Source organism: Clostridium felsineum DSM 794 (genome assembly GCF_002006355.2).
Lineage (GTDB): Bacteria > Bacillota > Clostridia > Clostridiales > Clostridiaceae > Clostridium_S > Clostridium_S felsineum.
Map to the genome: position 1 here is coordinate 1371688 of NZ_CP096980.1, position 17928 is coordinate 1389615.

Consider the following 17928-nt stretch of genomic DNA (forward strand, 5'->3'; position numbering starts at 1 on the left):
ATATAATATGGAAATGAAGAAACTTATAGAGAGAATAAATTTGCTATATAAAAAGAGTAAGGAAGAAGGACTCACAGAGGAAGAAAAGAAAGAACAGGAAATTTTAAGAAGAGAATATATAGATATTATTAAAGGTAATGTAAAGGTACAATTAAATAAAGTAAAGAAGATTTAAAATTAGCCTATTTAGTGTATTGAGGTGTTATAGTGGTAGAAGAAGAAAAAAAGTTTTTAACAAATTTATGTAAGCTTTGTGTATGTGAATATCAGGTAGTAAATAATGCTCCTATGATAGGTGCACTTATAAGTCAGGTATGTAGGCTTAAAGAATTAGATGTACCACTAATTGATGGTATTTTGTACATTAAAATAGGTAAAAGAAAACTGCAATATGCACATTGCTTTAATACTTATCATGGTAATATAGTAGACGCTTCTATTTATCAATTTGCAATTATGAATAAAAATATAGAAAAGCTATTCCCTAAAGTTGTTATTGGTGAGGGAAATGAAGCAATAGAGTACTCTGTAATTAAGGAAATAAAGTATGAAAATCAGTTTAAATACAAAGATGAGTTTTTGAAGGAAGTATTATCTAAAGTAGATAAATACGAAAGTTTAGAAATTGATAAATTAGATGAGTATAAAGATAGCAAAAAACAAAATTTGTTTTATATATAATTTTTATTAATGGAGGTTTTTTAATGGATAAGATAAATGAGAAGATAGACTTGTTAAAAGATGATATGGTTTCATCTATTCAAGATATTTTAAGAATCAAAAGTATCAGTGGGGAGAAAGAAGGAAATGCACCTTTTGGAAAGGGAACAGCTGATGCGCTAGAGTATGCCTTAAAATTAGCAGAAAGACTTGGCTTTAAAACTGTTAATTTAGATAATTATGTTGGATATGCAGAATATGGTGAAGGAGAAGAGTATGTAGCGGTACTTGGACATCTTGATGTAGTGCCAGAAGGAGATGGTTGGAATTATCCTCCTTATGGTGCAGAAATACATGATGGAAACTTATATGCAAGAGGAGCAATGGATGATAAAGGACCAACAATAGCATGTCTTTATTCATTAAAAGCCATTGTAGATGCAGGACTTACTATGTCCAAAAAAGTTAGAGTTATATTTGGCTTAGATGAAGAAACAGGTTCAGGAAAGGATACTGAACATTATTTAAAATATGAGAAACCACCAGTTTTAGGCTTTACTCCAGATGCTGAATATCCAATAATCAATGGAGAAAAGGGAATAACTATTTTCAATTTAGTTAAGGATTTTAAAAATGATTATGAAGGAGAAACAAAAATCCAATATGTAAAAGGTGGAGATAGATCTAATATTGTACCTCCATATGCTGAAGCAGGAATAAAGGCTGATCTTAAAGGTGAAATAATCGACAAGTGTGAAAGCTTCTGTGAAAGAACAGGATATGATTTAAAAGCTGAAGAAAAAGATGATATGGTTATAATAAAGTCAAAAGGAATTGCAGCACATGGAAGTACTCCGCATCTTGGTAAAAATGCTATAATGCAGCTTTTAGCATTTTTAGATGAATTAAATTTAGGAAAATCTGATTTAATTGATTATATAACTTTCTTAAATAAATACATTGGAATGGAAACTGATGGAGAATCCTTTGGAATAGGAATGGAAGACAAAGTTTCAGGAAAGCTTTCTTTCAATGTTGGAGTAATAGATTTTGGTAGAGATTTAGGAAAGGTTATTCTCAATGTTAGATATCCTGTAACTTGCAAGTATGAGGACATGATGACAGGAATAAATGATAGAATAGCAAATACAGGAATTAGAATTGAAAATATGACACATCAAAAATCTTTATATTATCCAGAAGATCATAAGCTTGTAAAAATTCTTCAAAAGGTTTATGAAGATCAAACAGGAAATGAGCCAAAGCTTCTTTCTATAGGTGGAGGAACTTATGCAAAGGAAATGCCTAATGTAGTAGGTTTTGGACCTATATTCCCAGGAGAACCAGACGTGGATCATCAAGCAAATGAATTTATAAAAGTTGAACATATAGTACTAAATGCTAAAATTTATGCTCATGCAATATATGAGCTTGCTCGCTAAAACTTTAGATTATTAATAAAATGCCCTTTCACATATTAAATATTGTGGAAGGGCATTTTTTATTAATACAAATATGAAAAATGTTTTAAATGTATTAGATTTAAGAACATTGAAAAGAAAGATAAAAGAGTTATTAATGAATAAATATATTGGGGATTCTTGTAGCATTATTTTCAATTTTGTAAAAAATAATACACAAATTATTAATAAAATGTAAAATTTCCAATATTTATTACGATAATTAATTAGAATAATATTTTAAATGAAAGAGGAGAGTTATAATGAATTTTAAAAAAATATTTATTACAAGTGCTGCATTAGGAATTTCAATATCTTTAGCTAATGCCAATAATAATTTTAGAGTACATGCAGAAACTATAAAGCAGAATAATTCAAAAACCATAGCAACAGGACTAAGCTCTTTTGTCATAAAGGCAGATGGAAGTCTTTGGGCAACAGGTATGAATAAATACGGTGAACTAGGTGATGGTACATACGTAAATAAATCATCATGGGAAAAGGTTGGAGACGATTTTTCAGATATTGAATGTAGTTATAATCATTCATTAGGAATAAAAAAAGATGGGACACTATGGGCATGTGGCGGTAATTGGGATGGACAATTAGGCGATGGTACAGCTACAGAAACAAATAAACCAAACTGGGAAAAGGTAGGTTCTGATTTTTCTCAAATAGCTTGTGGAAGTCAACACTCGTTAGGAATAAAAAAGGATGGAACATTATGGGCATGTGGTGATAATGGACATGGACAATTAGGCGATGGAACAACTACAATTAAGTCAACTTGGGAGAAGGTAGGTTCTGGTTTTTCTCAAGTTGCAGCACAAGGAAATCACTCATTAGCATTAAAAAATGATGGAACACTTTGGGCTTCTGGATTTAATTTGTGTGGACAATTGGGAGATGGGACAACAGCAGATAGATCAACGTGGGAAAAGGTTGGTGATAATGTTGTACAGATTTCTTGTGGTACAGCTTTTTCTATGGCATTAAAAGCAGATGGAACCGTATGGGCAACAGGATATAATCAAGATGGACAATTAGGAGATGGGACAACAACAGATAAGTCAACTTGGGAGAAAGTTGGATCTGGTTTTTCTCAAATTTCATGTGGAGCAGTTCATTCTTTAGCGCTAAAAATAGATGGAAGTCTTTGGACAACAGGAGATAATGAAAGCGGACAATTAGGCGATGGTACATATGTAAATAAGTCAACTTGGGAAAATGTAGGTAATGGATTTTATAAAATTAATGCACGTAATGATGATACTATAGTCCTTAAAATGGATGGCAGCATATGGGATTGTGGATGGGCATATTATGGACAACTTGGCAATGGTAATGAATATCAAAGAGCATCATTGAAACAAGTACTTACAGGAGCATATATGTATTAAGTAGATATTAACAGATATAAAGAAAATTTGTAAAAAGCCTATCATAATTAATAAATTATCAATTATGATAGGCTTTTTTTGATAGAAATATTGAAATTTAGAAGCATTTGTGTTTAAATCATAATATATCAGAGGAGGTGATTTTAGGGTGGATAATAGAGTTGTGGTAGCTGAAGATGAACCTATTACAAGAATGGATATATGTGAAATGCTCACAGGGGCAGGTTATTATGTTGTTGGACAGGCGGCAAATGGACTAGAGGCTGTAGAGGTATGTAGAAGATTAAGACCTAATCTCGTTCTTATGGATATAAAAATGCCTAAGCTTGATGGAATTGAAGCTTCTCAAATTTTAGTTAAGGAAAATGTAGCAGATGCAATAATAATATTAACAGCATACAGTGGTAGAGAATTTATCGATAAAGTAAAAGAGATTGGTGCTATAGGTTATATTATAAAACCTATAGATGAAATAAGACTTATACCCCAGGTTGAGATTGCAATAGCAAAAGGAAAAGAAATCAGTAGTATTAAAAAAAATCTAAATAGTATTAAAATCACCTGTGCTGCTAAGGAAATATTGATGGAAAGATATAGAATTACTGAAAATGAAGCTTATAGAAAGTTAAGAAAAATGAGCATGGATAAACAGTTAACAATACTAGATATGTCTAAAAATATAATTGATAATATAAAAAGTAGGGATTAAGTATGCTTAGAAAATTATGTGAGCTAAATACGGATTTAAGTGAAGAGGATATAACAGAGCTTGAGAATATTGAAAGATCTATTTCTATGTTTGCAACACTTTTTGGAGGAGACATATTTATTGATTGTCTTACAAAAGATTCTGATATTGCTATTGTGGTTTCAGAAGCAAGACCTTTAGAAAATAAATCTTTGTACAAAAACTCTGTGGTTGGGGAATTTGCTTTGAGAAAAAATGAACCGGCGGTATTAAGAACTTTGGAAATAGGGACGCCAACAACAGAATTAAAAGCAGTTACACAAGAAAATATAGTTGTTAAGCAAAATACAGTTCCAATAAAAAATAAAAATGAAAAAGTTATAGGTGTTTTAATCATGGAGAAGGATGTAACTGAACATATAATTCAAAGTCAGAATATGGAGATATTATCTGAAACTACAAAACAGCTATCAGAAACTCTTATGAATATAAAAGATGTAGAGAATAATACTGCCTATAATTTAATAAATGATGGAATTTTAGCCATAGATGATGAGGGTACATGTGTTTATGCTAATTATACAGCTAAAGAACTTTATAAAAAAATAGGATATAAGGATGATATAGTGGGGATGTCTTTTGATAATTTGGTTCTAAATAAACTTAAATTAAAGGACATTTTAAGGGAACAAAAGTCCGTAATATTAGAAACAAGAGTAGGAAAATTTGATTTGCAGATTAAATATGGATTAATAAAAAAAGATATAAAAATCTGTGGAATTATTATACTTATAAAGGATTTAACTGATATTAAAAAGAAAGAAAAAGAACTTGTTTTAAAGGCAGTAGCAATTAGAGAAATACATCATAGAGTTAAAAATAATCTTCAAACTATAGCAAGTATATTAAGGCTACAAGCTAGGAGAATAGAGGATTATCATGCAAAAAAGGCTTTTTATGAAAGTATAAATAGAATTTTAAGTATAGCAACAACCCATGAAGTTCTAGCGCAAAAGGGTATAGATGATGCGGATATAAAAGTAATACTCTTAAAGCTTAAAGATAATGCGATAAGAAATTCGCTAGAGTGTAATAAAAGTATAATTATAAAGCTACAAGGGGACAATATTTATGTGAATTCTGATAAAGCTACAGCCATTGCAATAGTAGTAAATGAACTTATAGAGAATTCCATAAAGCATGCTTTTTATGATAAAGAGGAAGGTATTATAGAAATTTTAATAAATAAAGGACATGGCTATGCAAGTATAGCTGTTAGTGATAATGGAAGTGGTTTCAAGGGTAAAAAGTTAAGAGAAGATAGCTTGGGTCTTAATATTGTTAAAAGCATAGTGACTGATAAATTAAATGGTAACATAAAGATTGAAACAAATGAAAATGGCACTAAAGTAGCGTTTGATTTGAAAATACATCAATAAAAAAATAAAAAAATAATAAATTAATATTTTTATGGGGTTTACATTAACAAATTAATATGTTACACTGTATTCATAAGTTGATGCAACGGAGCATTGATTTGGCATTTTATACAATCCTTTAATTTTTTAATATTACATTTAGTGAGCAAAGGAGCTCAAACGATTAAGATACGTTTGAGCTCCTTTGCTATTTTATCAGGTTAAAAAATAGTTTATTGGGGGAATTTTTATGGCAAAGGAATTGAAAAAAACACTATCAACGTTTCAGCTTTGGGCTATCATAGTTGGAATGGTTATATCAGGAATGTATTGTGGATGGAATAATGCACTTACTTTTACTAGTCCAGTGGGATTTGTAGTTGCCACATTAATAGTAACGGTTTTTTATGGAACTTTTATGTTTAGTTATGCAGAACTTGCTACGGCGATGCCAAAGGCGGATGGTTCTTCTGAATTTGCATCAAGAACTATGGGCAGGCTTGGAGGGTTCTTTGCAGGATTTTCTTGTATTTTAGAATTTTTATTTGCAACTCCAGCTATAGCAATATCTATAGGTGCGTATGTTAATTTTATTATACCATCAGTACCAGTTACAGCAGCAGCGCTTGTTTTCTATGCGTTATTTGTTATTGTAAATTGCTTTGGAGTTAAAACAGCCGCGATAATTGAAACAGTTGTAACAATAGTAGCAATTATTGGACTTATAATTTTTGCAGGTGCATCTGCTACTCATATTGATCCAACTAAGATATTTGGAGGAAATATATATAAAGGAGGTGCTACCGGAATATTTAATGCAATACCTTTTGCAATATGGTTTTATCTAGCAGCAGAGGGTGGTGCTATGTCAGCAGAAGAATGTAAAAACCCTAAAAAAGATATTTCAAAAGGGTTTATACTAGCAATAATAACTCTTATGGTTTTAGCTTTAGGAACTTTTCTTTGCACAGCAGGTGTACTTGATAATAAAACTTTAGGAACCACCAATTCACCTATTCCAGATACTTTGAATGCTATATTTGGAAAGGGAAACTTTTTATCCAAATTTATGAGTTTCATAGGCTTATTTGGTTTAATAGCTAGTCTTCATGGAATAATAATAGGTTATTCAAGGCAGGTATTTGCAATGTCAAGATCAAGATATCTTCCAGAGTTTTTATCAAGAGTTAACTCAAAAGGTTCACCAGTACCAGCAATTGTAGTACCAAGTCTTATAGGAATGCTTTTCGTTCTTACAAACAATACTGCAACAATTATTGTGATTTCAAGCTTTGGCGCTATTGCTCTTCATGCAATAAGTATGATTGCTTTCTTTTTATTGAGAAAAAAAGAGCCTAATTTAGAAAGACCTTATAAGGTTTCTATAATATTACCCATAATAGCTTTAGTATTAAATGCAGTATTTTTAGTAACAACTATATATTCAAGTGTGTCAACAATATCATGGGTGATTTTATCTTTCGTGTTGGCTTTTGTGTATTATTTTATATATTCAAAATTAAAAGGTAGAAGTGATATAGAAGAAGAGCAAAAAGAAGCAGTTTAATATGGTAAAGAAATAGGTGAATTATATGAATTTAAAAACAACATTGTTTAATACAACTTATAAATTTAAAGATATAAAGGATGTACTTGCAAAGGCAAATGAAAAAAAATCCGGGGATGAAATGGCAGGAGTTGCAGCAAGTGGAGCAGCAGAAAGAGTTGCAGCAAAAACTGTTTTAGCAGATATAACACTAGAAGAATTAAGAAATAATCCTGTAGTGCCTTATGAAAAAGATGAAATTACAAGAGTAATACAGGATTCTGTGGATGAAGAGCAGTATAAAAAGATTAAGTGCCTAACGGTTGGTGAATTCAGAGAAGTTTTACTTGAAAATGATGACAAATGGATAAAGAAAATAAGAGATGGATTAACCTCAGAGATGATTGCAGCAGTAACAAAGCTTATGAGCAATATGGATCTTGTATATGCAGCTCAAAAAATTTGCAATACTGCTGAATGTAACACAATCATAGGTAAAAAAGGAACTTTTTCTTCAAGACTTCAACCAAATCATCCAACTGACAACCCTCAAGGTATTATGGCATCATTGCTTGAAGGCATAAGCTATGGAGTAGGAGATGCAGTTATAGGATTAAATCCAGTAGCAGATACTTTAGAAAGTGTATCAAGTGTGCTTAAGGTATTTAATGACTTTACTAAAAAGTGGAGAATACCAACTCAAAATTGCGTGCTTGCCCATATAACAACTCAAATTGAGGCTTTAAGAAATGGAGTGCCAATTGATTTAATGTTTCAAAGTATAGCAGGTTCTGAAATTGCCAATAGGGATTTTGGAATAAGTGTAGACCTATTAGATGAAGCCTATGAGCTTATGAAAGCTAAAAAAAGCTCTAAAGGACCTAATTTTATGTACTTTGAAACGGGACAAGGTGCAGAACTATCGTCAGAAGGTCATAATGGAGCGGATCAACTTGTTATGGAAGCAAGATGTTATGGATTAGCTAAAAGATATAAACCTTTTCTTGTAAATACAGTTGTAGGTTTTATTGGACCTGAATATTTGTATGATGGAAAGCAGGTTATAAGAGCAGGTTTAGAGGATCATTTCATGGGAAAACTTACAGGTTTATCAATGGGAGTTGATGCTTGTTATACAAATCATATGAAAGCAGATCAAAATGATCTTGAAAATTTAGCTATGCTTCTTTTAGCAGCTAATTGTAACTATCTTATGGGAATACCTTGTGGAGATGATGTAATGCTTATGTATCAATCTTCAAGCTATCATGATATAGCAACTTTAAGGGAAATATCAAACAAAAGGCCCATAAAAGAATTTGAAAGCAGGATGGAAGAATTAGGTATAATGAAGGATGGTAAACTAACAGAAAATGCGGGCGATCCTTCAATGTTTATGTAGGAGATGAATGTATGGAAAATTTATTAAAGGTTTATGATACAAAGGAAGAGGAATTATCAGAGTTTAAGGCTTTAACACCAGCTAGAATATGTGTAGGTAGAGCTGGCAGCAGACTTAAAACAAGTACTTTTCTTAAATTCAGAGCAGATCATGCTGTAGCAATGGATGCAGTATGGTCAAATATAGACGAAAAATTAATAGATACTCTCAATTTTTTAAAAGTGCAAACTTTGGTAAAGGATAAGGAAGAGTATATAACTAGACCGGATCTTGGAAGAAAATTTTCTGAAGAAACACTAGATTATATAAAAAATAATTGTATAAATGAACCTGATGTTCAAATTATAGCAGGGGATGGACTCAGTGCAACTGCAATTAATGCAAATCTTAGAAAAATATATTTTGTCATAGTAGAAAAACTAAAGTCAAAGGGATATAAGTTAGGTACACCTATATTTGTTAAATACTCAAGAGTTGCTACTATGGATAAAATAAGTGAAGCATTAAAGGCAAAGGTTACAATAATATTAATAGGTGAAAGGCCAGGACTTGCTACTGGTGAAAGCATGAGTAGTTATATGGCATACGAATCTAGCACAGAAAAACCAGAATCGCAGAGGACAGTTGTATCTAATATTCATAAAAATGGCATACCGCTGGTAGATGCAGGAAAAGAAATAGTTCGTATCATCGACATTATGATGAAAGAAAAGAAAAGTGGAGTTAAATTAAAAATTTAAGAGGAAGGGAGTGTCGCAAAATGATTAAAATTAATCATGAGCGATGCTCTTTTTTTGTTTAAGCTATAAAATTGCCTAATATTTTAAATACTATATTAATTATTTGAATTTCCATGAGATTTTGACGCACTAAAATAAACCTAACTATATTATTCCATAATTAGGAAATAGTTTTTAATTCGTGAAGATACTTTTGAGTTCTTTCATTTTGGATTTTTAAATGTAATTTGTTAATGTTATATCCAAAACAAAGCAAAATAAATTCAGTTTTTACACTATTTTTTCCACGTGTTAAAAATCTTTTGAATTCATAGTCGCTTTTTAAAATTCCAAACGCACCTTCAACTTGAATAGATCTGTTCATTCTCAATTTAGTTCCCAATTCAGTTTTGATATTGTTGTATGAAATTTGACGCTTTTTAATAAAAGTCTTTGAAACCTGCATTTTTCGGTTATTCTTTGCTTTTGTGCACTTTGATTTCAAAGTGCAGTTATCGCAATTTTCACATTCATAAACAGTAACCTCAGACGTATACCCACTTGCAGATTTTTTATGAATAATATATGATGGGAATAATTTTCTATTATTATGACAAATATATGTATCTGTTTTAACATCATATTTCATATTTTCACGCTTACTGATGTCGTTTTTAAAACTTCTTTTTTTCCATTTCTCATAAGTTTGAGGTTTTATATATGGTATTTGATTATTAGACTCTAAAAACAAATAGTTTTCTTCACTTTCGTAACCAGAATCTGCAATCACATTAGTATATTTATGACCAATTTTTTCTTGCATATTAGTAATCATTGGTATTAATGTTGCTATATCATTTCTATCATCAAATACTCCAACACCAGTTACATATTCACTATCAACTGCTATTTGTACATTATAGGCAGGTTTTAATTGACCATTTCTCATATGATCATCTTTCATATGCATGAAAGTTGCATCAGTATCAGTTTTAGAATAGCTATTTCTTTTTGAAAATATTTTCTTACTTAAATTATATTTTTCTTGTCTTTCTTTATATTGTGATAGTTGTTCTATCCACTTTTGAATTGCAGTTTTTCTTTTACCGATTCCATGAACAAACTCTATATTTCTTTTTTCTTTTTCAAATAAAAGCCATTGAAGAATTTTGTTTATATCATCAATCAAAGTTTCTCTCTCAATAGTGAATTTCATTAATCTTTCAAGATTAATGGTTTTAACAAGAGCAATAATTTTATCAAACATCTTACCTTCATTTTTATAAATAGCTTTCTTCCAAACAAAAGTATATCGGTTGGCATTTGCCTCAATTTTAGTACCATCGATAAATACATTTTCAAATAATAATTCTTTTTCTTTAGCTAAATAGTTAACTTGTTGATAAAATAAATCTTCAATCACTTCATTTGAAAGATATTTTTTTCGAAATCTACTTATAGTAGCGTGATCAGGTGCTTTAAAGCCTTGAAGTAGCCATTTGAAATTTATATCTCTTTTGCATGCTTTTTCTATCTTTCTACTTGAATAAATATTTTGAGAATAAGCATAAGATATTATTTTGAACATGATTTTGGGTTCAACTGCTGATTTTCTTCCTACGGAAGAATACGCCTTGTACAATTTTTTATAATTTAATCCCTCCAACAAATAGCTTAGCAAACGAACCGAATCATCTTCTGGTATTAAGTTTTCTAAATTTAATGGTAATATAAGTTGCAAATTATCATTAAATTGATTATAATTTTTTGTGTATAATTTAGTTACATTCATAATTTAATTATACAATCAATGTGAGTTCTTCGGAACTCACATTTTTTATATACAACAAAGGAGCTATTGCAAAACTATTTTTTAGTTTTGCAACAGCCCCTTTTTGATTTATTTATTACATTAGTGGTAAAATTTACATATAAACATTTAAAACAAAGAGGTGTTAATATGTCAAAAGTACTTTTTATGAATTTCCCAGCTTATGGGCATGTAAATCCTACTTTAGGATTAGTAGATGAATTAGTTAAAAGAGGTGAGGAAGTATATTATTTTTGTACAGATGAATTTAAAGAAAGTATTGAGAAAACAGGAGCTAAATTTATAAGTTATGGTGAAAGAATGAGTGCTCTAAAAAATGCTAATAGAAAGGGGAGAAAAGATAAATCACATGGAAAGATTATAATTAAATGTATTGATATTGCCGAACATGAAGTTGAAGATATCTTGAATAAAATAAAAGGAATAAAATTTGATTATGCTATTTATGATTCTATGTTTTGTGCAGGTAATATAATAGCACAAATACTTAAAATACCATCAATTTCATCCTTAGCTGTGTTTGCTACAATAAAAGAAGTAATGAAAATGCAATATTCACCTGTAACTGAAATTGAAATAGAAAATGATCCCACTATATTTAAGGCACATAATGAAGCAAAGGATAGAATTGAAAAAAAGTATTCTGTGAATATGCCTAAAATTAGTCAAATAATGTCATGTAGAGGTGATTTGAATATAGCCTATACAGCTAAAGAATTTGTGGCTAATATGGAATATTATGACGATAGTTTCAAATTTATTGGACCCCCTATTTATAATAGACAAGAAAGTTTGGATTTCCCTTTTGAGAAGTTAGAAAACAAAAAAGTAATATATATTTCTTTAGGAACAGTTTTTAACAATACTAATAGTGATTTATATAAAATATTTTTTGAAGCTTTTGGAGATTCTGATGTGGTAGTGGTTATGTCAGCATATAATATTGATATGTCTAACTTTAATATACCTAAAAACTTTATAGTTAAAAACTATGTGCCTCAGACAGAGATTTTAAAATATGCAGATGCAGCAGTTACACATGCAGGAATGAATAGTACAAGTGACTTAATTTATAATAAAGTACCATTTGTGGCAATTCCTATTGGTGCGGATCAATTGTATATGGCAGCAAGGGCAAAGGAATTAGGTACAGCTATAGTATTAAATAAGGACAAGCTTACTGCAAAAGAGCTTAGAGAATCAGTTGAAAAGGTAATGACAGATGCTTCTTATATTAATAATATAGAAAAAGTAAAAGAATTTTTTAGAGAAGCTGGTGGTTATAAAAGAGGTGTAGATGAAATCTTTAAACTTAAAATAGAAAAGGGTATAAAGGACTATGCTTGTGAATATTAGATAAGTTATATAATTTATTTGAAAAATAATTATTGAGGCTTTCACAGCTAACCAAGTATAATAAGATATAATTGAGGAACTACAATATAAGAATATATAGTTAACAAAAGAAAAATTAGGAGGCATGTAAGTGGAAAAAAGTGATTTAAAATATATAAATTACGTTAAAATTTTAAAAGAAGAACTAGTTCCAGCTATGGGATGCACAGAGCCTATAGCAATTGCGTATGCGGCAGCTGTAGCAAGAGAGAAGTTGGGTCATATACCTGAAAAAGTAATTGTGGAGGTTAGTGGGAATATTATAAAAAATGTTAAAAGCGTTATAGTTCCAAACACAGATCATTTAAAAGGTATAGAAGCAGCAGTGGCGGCAGGAATTATAGCAGGAAAATCTGAAAAAAAGCTTGAAGTAATTTCAAAGGTAACGGAAGAGGAAAAGCAAAAAATTAAAAATTATATTGAGAGTTCCACAATAGAGGTAAAGCCTTCAGAAACCCAATTTGTATTTTATGTACAGGTTAATTTATTCTACAAAGGTTCCTTTGTAAAAGTTAGAATTGTAAATTATCATACTAATATTGTTTTTATTGAAAAGAATGGTAAGGTTATTTATGAAAGAAAGGCAGAAGAGTCAAAGGAAGAAGGACTCTCAGATAAGAAATTACTGAATATAAAAGATATTATTGATTTTGCAAGTACTGTAGAGATAAAGGATATAGAAGATATTATAAGTAGACAGATAAGGTACAATTCAAAAATTGCAGAGGAAGGCCTTAAAAATAATTATGGAGCTAATATAGGCAGTGTTTTGCTTGAAACTTATGGTGATGATATAAAAGTAAGAGCAAAAGCTAAGGCGGCAGCAGGTTCAGATGCTAGAATGAATGGCTGTGAACTTCCGGTTATAATTATTTCTGGAAGTGGAAATCAGGGAATGACAGCATCACTTCCAGTTATCGAATATGCCAAAGAATTAAAGGTATCAAAGGAGAAGCTTTATAGAGCGCTTATTATTTCAGATTTAGTTACAATACATCAGAAAACAGGCATAGGAAGACTTTCAGCATATTGTGGTGCTATTAGTGCAGGTGCAGGGAGTGGAGCTGGTATTGCATATCTTAATGGTGGAGGCTATAAAGAAATTTCACATACCATTGTTAATGCGCTGTCCATAGTTTCAGGAATTGTTTGTGATGGAGCTAAGGCATCTTGCGCAGCTAAAATTGCAGCAGGTGTAGATGCAGGTATTTTAGGATATTATATGTATAAAAACGGACAGCAGTTTAGAGGCGGAGATGGAATAGTTAAAAAAGGTGTAGAAGCAACTATATCTAATATTGGTAAGCTTGCTAAAGAAGGAATGAAAGAAACTGACAAGGAAATTATAAAAATTATGACTGAAAAATAAAAATGGTCCTGTATAAGGTATTCTAGATTAGAACCCTATACAGGACTATTTAAAATATGTACATCCTAGTCTTCTATACTATTACTTAATTCGTCCCATTTTTCATATAATAAATCGAGATTTTCTTGAGTTTCAGTAATTTGGTTATTAACCTCTATACTTTTTTCTTGGTTTGAATAAACTTCTTCAAGACAAAGCATATTTTGAAGTTCTTCAAGCTTCTTTTCTAAGTCAGCTATTTCTTTTTCAGTATTTTTAAGTTCAACTTTTTTTACTCTTTTTTGCTTTTCATTTTCACGTTTTTTCTTCTTCTCAGTATTAATTTGAGTTTTTGTTTTTTGATTTTTAAATTCTTCTTCATCTTGAAACCTTGTTGGATTATTCTTTTTTTCTATATAATAAGAATAATTTCCAAGATACTCTTTAATACCATTTTTCTCTAGTTCAAATATTTTATGAACAACCTTATTTAAGAAATATCTATCATGTGATATTACCAGTACAGTTCCATCATAACTTAAAAGTGCATCTTCTAGAGCTTCACGAGAAACTATATCTAAATGGTTTGTAGGTTCGTCTAAAAGTAAAAAATTATTTTTAGAAAGCATTAACTTAAGTAGGTTAATTCTACACTTTTCTCCTCCACTTAAGGTTGAAATGATTTTAAAAACATCATCACCTATAAATAAAAAGGCTGCTAAAGCGTTTCTTATTTCTGTTGTAGTAAGTTCTGGAAAGTCGCCCCAAACTTCATCTATGATTGTTTTTTCGTCATGTAAATCAGATTGTTCTTGATCATAATAGCCCACAAAAACATTTTTACCCAAAACTTTAATACCTGAGTCGCTTTTCATTTTATCTAAAAGTATCCTAAAAAAAGTAGTTTTTCCACGTCCATTTTCACCAATTAAAGCGATTTTTTCTCCCTTTTTTACATCCATGTAGAGATTTTCGAATAAAGTTTTTTCCTCAAAATGTTTTGATAAATTTTCTACATGTAAAACGTCATTTCCGCTTTTTATTAGGGTTTCGAATTCAATACGGGTTACTCCAGTTTCCTTGTCAGGGCGGTTAACTCTTTCGATTTTATCAAGTGCTTTTTGTCTACTTTCAGCAGCTTTTATACTTTTTTCTCTATTAAAGGATCTAAAGCGTTCTATTATTTTTTCTTGTCTTTTAATTTCTTCTTGCTGAAGATTATAGGCTTTTAATTCTATATCATATTGTACTTTTTTTAATTCTAATGCTTTAGTGTAATTGCCATTAAAGCAATTTACATGACCATTTATAAGTTCAAGGGTTGTGTCAGTAATTGCATCCAAAAAATATCTATCATGGGAAATCAAAATTACTGTTCCTTTGTAATTTTTTAAATAATCTTCAAGCCACTCAATAGCATCTAAATCTAGATGGTTTGTGGGTTCATCTAAAAGTAATATTTCTGGATTTTTAAGTAAAAGCTTACAAAGAGCTACACGAGTCTTTTGTCCACCACTTAAAATGCTTATTTTTTTATCAAAGTATTCATTTGAAAAGCCAAGTCCTGTTAAAACTTTTCCTATTAAACCTTTATAAGTGTAGCCACCTTTTGCTGAGTATAGTTCTGTATAAGTAGTGTAGTCTTTTATAACTTTATTATGGTATTCATCCTTTGAAGGATCATATGGCTCACCCATTTTTATCTCTAAATCTTTAAGTTTAGTTTCTATTTGTAATAAATCACTAAATACAGAAGAGAGTTCCTCATATATAGTGTTATCAATATTAAGGTCAAGATGTTGAGATAAATATCCTAGTTTTTTACTTTTATCTATGAATAAATCACCTGTATCGTGATCTAATTGCGAAGTTAAAATTTTAAATAGTGTTGATTTTCCGGCGCCATTTGGACCTATAAGACCTATTTTTTCACCATCATTTATATTAAATGTTATATTTTCTAAAATTGTATCAATGCCGTAACTTTTACTGATATTTTTACAGCTAACAACTATCATGTGTATCACCAACCTAAAATGTATTATAAAATTAAAGTATACACTTAATTATACCATAGTAAAATTAAGGTGAAAGCTAATTTTTAATAATAAGATTGCATAATTTTATAAAGTATAAAATATTATTATAAGTGTTTAGTATGCATAGGATAAAATCTTCATAGAGATATTACGTTTATGGTAGCTTTTCGGAGTTTTATTGAAAAAAACAAAATAAATTAATAGTATTTAATACTAATAAGTATATTTAAGAATAATAAAGGCAAAAAAGATAGTGTAATTGAATGATAATGTGGTAAAATATATGATGTATTGTTATATATGAAGAGACAAGTTAATTATTAATTATAAAGGTTAAATGTATTTTAATTATTTAATATACCAAATTTAATTTGAACTTGGCTTCTACAAAAGTGATATAGTAAGAGGTGGTCAAAGTGGATAAGAAAAAAAACATATCAATGGCAGTTATCAGACGTCTTCCCAAATACCACAGATATTTAGAAGAGTTGCTAAAGAGCGATGTTGATAGAATATCTTCAAAGGAATTAAGTGAAAAAATAGGTTTTACTGCATCGCAGATACGCCAAGACTTGAATTGTTTTGGTGATTTTGGGCAGCAGGGATATGGATACAATGTTAAAGATTTGTGTAGGGAAATTGATAATATATTAGGACTAACTAAAACATATAATACCATAATAGTTGGTGCTGGAAATATAGGTCAGGCAATTGCTAATTATATAAATTTTCAAAAGATGGGATTTGATTTAAAGGCTATATTTGATATAAATCCTAAATTAATAGGGCTTAAAATACAAGATGTTGAAGTTCAAGATGTAGACAACATAGACAAGTATTTACAAAACAATAGAATAGATATTGGAATAATATGTGTTCCTAGTAAAAATGCACAAAAAGTTTGTGATATTATTGTTAAAAATAATGTTAACGGAATATGGAATTTTGCACCGGTTGACCTTTCCATTCCTGAAAATGTAATTGTTGAAAATGTACATTTGAGTGAGAGTCTTCTAACACTTAGTTGTTTGATGCAAGAGGTTAATAAAGGGCAGGAAGAATAAAAAATAATATAAATATAAATTAAAATTTAATATAAAATGGTTTTAATGTTGAAATATAAAATAAATCATTATATAATAACTATAGAAGCTTATGCTTCTAATTTTTTGCCCGTCTTTGTTATAATATTAACAAGGAAAAAAATTTTTAGGAGGATTAGTCATGGAACTAAACAATGTCATTCTTGAAAAGGAAGGTAAAATTGCTGTAGTTACCATTAACAGACCTAAAGCATTAAATGCATTAAATAGTGACACACTAAAAGAGATTGATTATGTTATAGGTGAAATTGAAAATGATAGCGAAGTACTTGCGGTAATTTTAACTGGAGCAGGAGAAAAATCATTTGTAGCAGGAGCAGATATTTCTGAGATGAAAGATATGAATACTATTGAAGGTAGAAAATTCGGAATACTTGGGAATAAAGTGTTTAGAAGATTAGAGCTTCTTGAAAAGCCTGTAATAGCAGCTGTTAATGGGTTCGCTTTAGGAGGCGGCTGTGAAATTGCTATGGCTTGTGATATAAGAATAGCTTCAAATAACGCAAGATTTGGTCAGCCAGAGGTAGGTCTTGGAATTACGCCTGGTTTTGGTGGAACACAAAGACTTTCAAGATTAGTTGGAATGGGAATGGCAAAGCAGCTTGTTTTTACTGCTCAAAATATAAAAGCAGATGAAGCTTTAAGAATCGGACTAGTAAATAAGGTAGTTGAACCTGAAGAATTAATGAATACAGCAAAAGAACTTGCAAAAACAATTGCAAATAATGCTCCTGTAGCTGTTAAGTTAAGTAAGCAGGCTATTAATAGAGGAATGCAGTGTGATGTGGATACTGCTTTAGCATTTGAATCAGAAGCATTCGGAGAATGTTTTTCAACAGAGGATCAAAAGGATGCAATGACAGCTTTCACTGAAAAAAGAAAAATTGAAGGCTTCAAAAATAGATAGGAGGTAAGTTGA

At 30.1% G+C, this 17928-nt stretch carries 15 protein-coding genes; 13 read left to right on the forward strand and 2 right to left on the reverse strand.

What is annotated here, in order from left to right; translation table 11 throughout:
* The first annotated feature begins 7 nt into the window (after positions 1–7).
* From CLFE_RS06425 to eutC, 9 genes are all read left to right on the forward strand, one after another.
* The gene (locus CLFE_RS06425; protein WP_077834162.1) at positions 8–175 is read left to right on the forward strand and encodes a DUF896 domain-containing protein; all 168 of its coding nucleotides are present in this window, start codon (positions 8–10) and stop codon (positions 173–175) included.
* Between the two features lie 32 nt (positions 176–207).
* Positions 208–681 (forward strand): hypothetical protein, encoded by a 474-nt coding sequence (locus CLFE_RS06430; protein ID WP_077834163.1) that lies wholly within the window; start codon positions 208–210, stop codon positions 679–681.
* A 23-nt stretch (positions 682–704) separates the two neighbouring features.
* A complete protein-coding gene (gene pepV, locus CLFE_RS06435; RefSeq protein WP_077893419.1) occupies positions 705–2102 on the forward strand; it encodes a dipeptidase PepV in 1398 nt (465 codons plus the stop codon).
* 281 nt (positions 2103–2383) lie between these two features.
* Positions 2384–3520, forward strand: coding sequence for an RCC1 domain-containing protein (locus CLFE_RS06440; protein ID WP_077893418.1), 1137 nt, complete (start codon positions 2384–2386; stop codon positions 3518–3520).
* A 148-nt stretch (positions 3521–3668) separates the two neighbouring features.
* Positions 3669–4229 carry an ANTAR domain-containing response regulator gene (locus CLFE_RS06445; protein WP_077893417.1) on the forward strand — a complete coding sequence of 187 codons (561 nt, stop codon included), beginning with the start codon at positions 3669–3671 and terminating at the stop codon, positions 4227–4229.
* A gap of 2 nt (positions 4230–4231) precedes the next feature.
* Positions 4232–5647 carry a histidine kinase N-terminal domain-containing protein gene (locus tag CLFE_RS06450; RefSeq protein WP_077893416.1) on the forward strand — a complete coding sequence of 472 codons (1416 nt, stop codon included), beginning with the start codon at positions 4232–4234 and terminating at the stop codon, positions 5645–5647.
* 229 nt (positions 5648–5876) lie between these two features.
* A complete protein-coding gene (gene eat, locus CLFE_RS06455) occupies positions 5877–7193 on the forward strand; it encodes an ethanolamine permease (protein ID WP_077852219.1) in 1317 nt (438 codons plus the stop codon).
* 25 nt (positions 7194–7218) lie between these two features.
* Positions 7219–8574: an ethanolamine ammonia-lyase subunit EutB gene (locus tag CLFE_RS06460; RefSeq protein ID WP_077893415.1), complete on the forward strand. Its 1356-nt coding sequence runs from the start codon at positions 7219–7221 to the stop codon at positions 8572–8574.
* Positions 8575–8585: 11 nt separating this feature from the next.
* Positions 8586–9314 (forward strand): ethanolamine ammonia-lyase subunit EutC, encoded by a 729-nt coding sequence (gene eutC / locus CLFE_RS06465; protein WP_077893414.1) that lies wholly within the window; start codon positions 8586–8588, stop codon positions 9312–9314.
* A gap of 160 nt (positions 9315–9474) precedes the next feature.
* Here the strand turns inward: eutC and CLFE_RS06470 are convergent, their stop codons facing one another.
* Positions 9475–11085, reverse strand: coding sequence for an IS1182 family transposase (locus CLFE_RS06470; RefSeq protein WP_250944600.1), 1611 nt, complete (start codon positions 11083–11085; stop codon positions 9475–9477).
* Positions 11086–11253: 168 nt separating this feature from the next.
* Between CLFE_RS06470 and CLFE_RS06475 the strand changes: the two genes are divergently transcribed.
* Positions 11254–12480 carry a macrolide family glycosyltransferase gene (locus CLFE_RS06475; RefSeq protein ID WP_077894632.1) on the forward strand — a complete coding sequence of 409 codons (1227 nt, stop codon included), beginning with the start codon at positions 11254–11256 and terminating at the stop codon, positions 12478–12480.
* A 130-nt stretch (positions 12481–12610) separates the two neighbouring features.
* On the forward strand, positions 12611–13888 hold the full coding sequence (locus tag CLFE_RS06480; protein ID WP_077894633.1) for an L-cysteine desulfidase family protein: 1278 nt from the start codon (positions 12611–12613) through the stop codon (positions 13886–13888).
* A gap of 65 nt (positions 13889–13953) precedes the next feature.
* Here CLFE_RS06480 and CLFE_RS06485 read toward each other — a convergent pair whose 3' ends face one another.
* Positions 13954–15885: an ABC-F family ATP-binding cassette domain-containing protein gene (locus CLFE_RS06485; RefSeq protein ID WP_077894634.1), complete on the reverse strand. Its 1932-nt coding sequence runs from the start codon at positions 15883–15885 to the stop codon at positions 13954–13956.
* 437 nt (positions 15886–16322) lie between these two features.
* On the opposite strand from CLFE_RS06485, the gene CLFE_RS06490 reads away from it, so the two are divergent.
* Together CLFE_RS06490 and CLFE_RS06495 are read left to right on the forward strand one after the other, a co-directional pair.
* Positions 16323–16970 (forward strand): redox-sensing transcriptional repressor Rex, encoded by a 648-nt coding sequence (locus CLFE_RS06490; RefSeq protein WP_077834174.1) that lies wholly within the window; start codon positions 16323–16325, stop codon positions 16968–16970.
* A 160-nt stretch (positions 16971–17130) separates the two neighbouring features.
* Positions 17131–17916: a short-chain-enoyl-CoA hydratase gene (locus CLFE_RS06495; protein ID WP_077894635.1), complete on the forward strand. Its 786-nt coding sequence runs from the start codon at positions 17131–17133 to the stop codon at positions 17914–17916.
* Positions 17917–17928 lie beyond the last annotated feature (12 nt).

Bases quoted from the DNA above. Each gene is read 5' to 3' on its own strand.
- CLFE_RS06450 (WP_077893416.1), top strand. From the start codon at position 4,232: ATGCTTAGAAAATTATGTGAGCTAAATACGGATTTAAGTGAAGAGGAT.
- CLFE_RS06485 (WP_077894634.1), bottom strand. From the start codon at position 15,885: ATGATAGTTGTTAGCTGTAAAAATATCAGTAAAAGTTACGGCATTGAT.
- CLFE_RS06425 (WP_077834162.1), top strand. From the start codon at position 8: ATGGAAATGAAGAAACTTATAGAGAGAATAAATTTGCTATATAAAAAG.
- CLFE_RS06475 (WP_077894632.1), top strand. From the start codon at position 11,254: ATGTCAAAAGTACTTTTTATGAATTTCCCAGCTTATGGGCATGTAAAT.
- CLFE_RS06440 (WP_077893418.1), top strand. From the start codon at position 2,384: ATGAATTTTAAAAAAATATTTATTACAAGTGCTGCATTAGGAATTTCA.
- CLFE_RS06470 (WP_250944600.1), bottom strand. From the start codon at position 11,085: ATGAATGTAACTAAATTATACACAAAAAATTATAATCAATTTAATGAT.
- CLFE_RS06495 (WP_077894635.1), top strand. From the start codon at position 17,131: ATGGAACTAAACAATGTCATTCTTGAAAAGGAAGGTAAAATTGCTGTA.
- CLFE_RS06460 (WP_077893415.1), top strand. From the start codon at position 7,219: ATGAATTTAAAAACAACATTGTTTAATACAACTTATAAATTTAAAGAT.
- pepV (WP_077893419.1), top strand. From the start codon at position 705: ATGGATAAGATAAATGAGAAGATAGACTTGTTAAAAGATGATATGGTT.
- eat (WP_077852219.1), top strand. From the start codon at position 5,877: ATGGCAAAGGAATTGAAAAAAACACTATCAACGTTTCAGCTTTGGGCT.
- eutC (WP_077893414.1), top strand. From the start codon at position 8,586: ATGGAAAATTTATTAAAGGTTTATGATACAAAGGAAGAGGAATTATCA.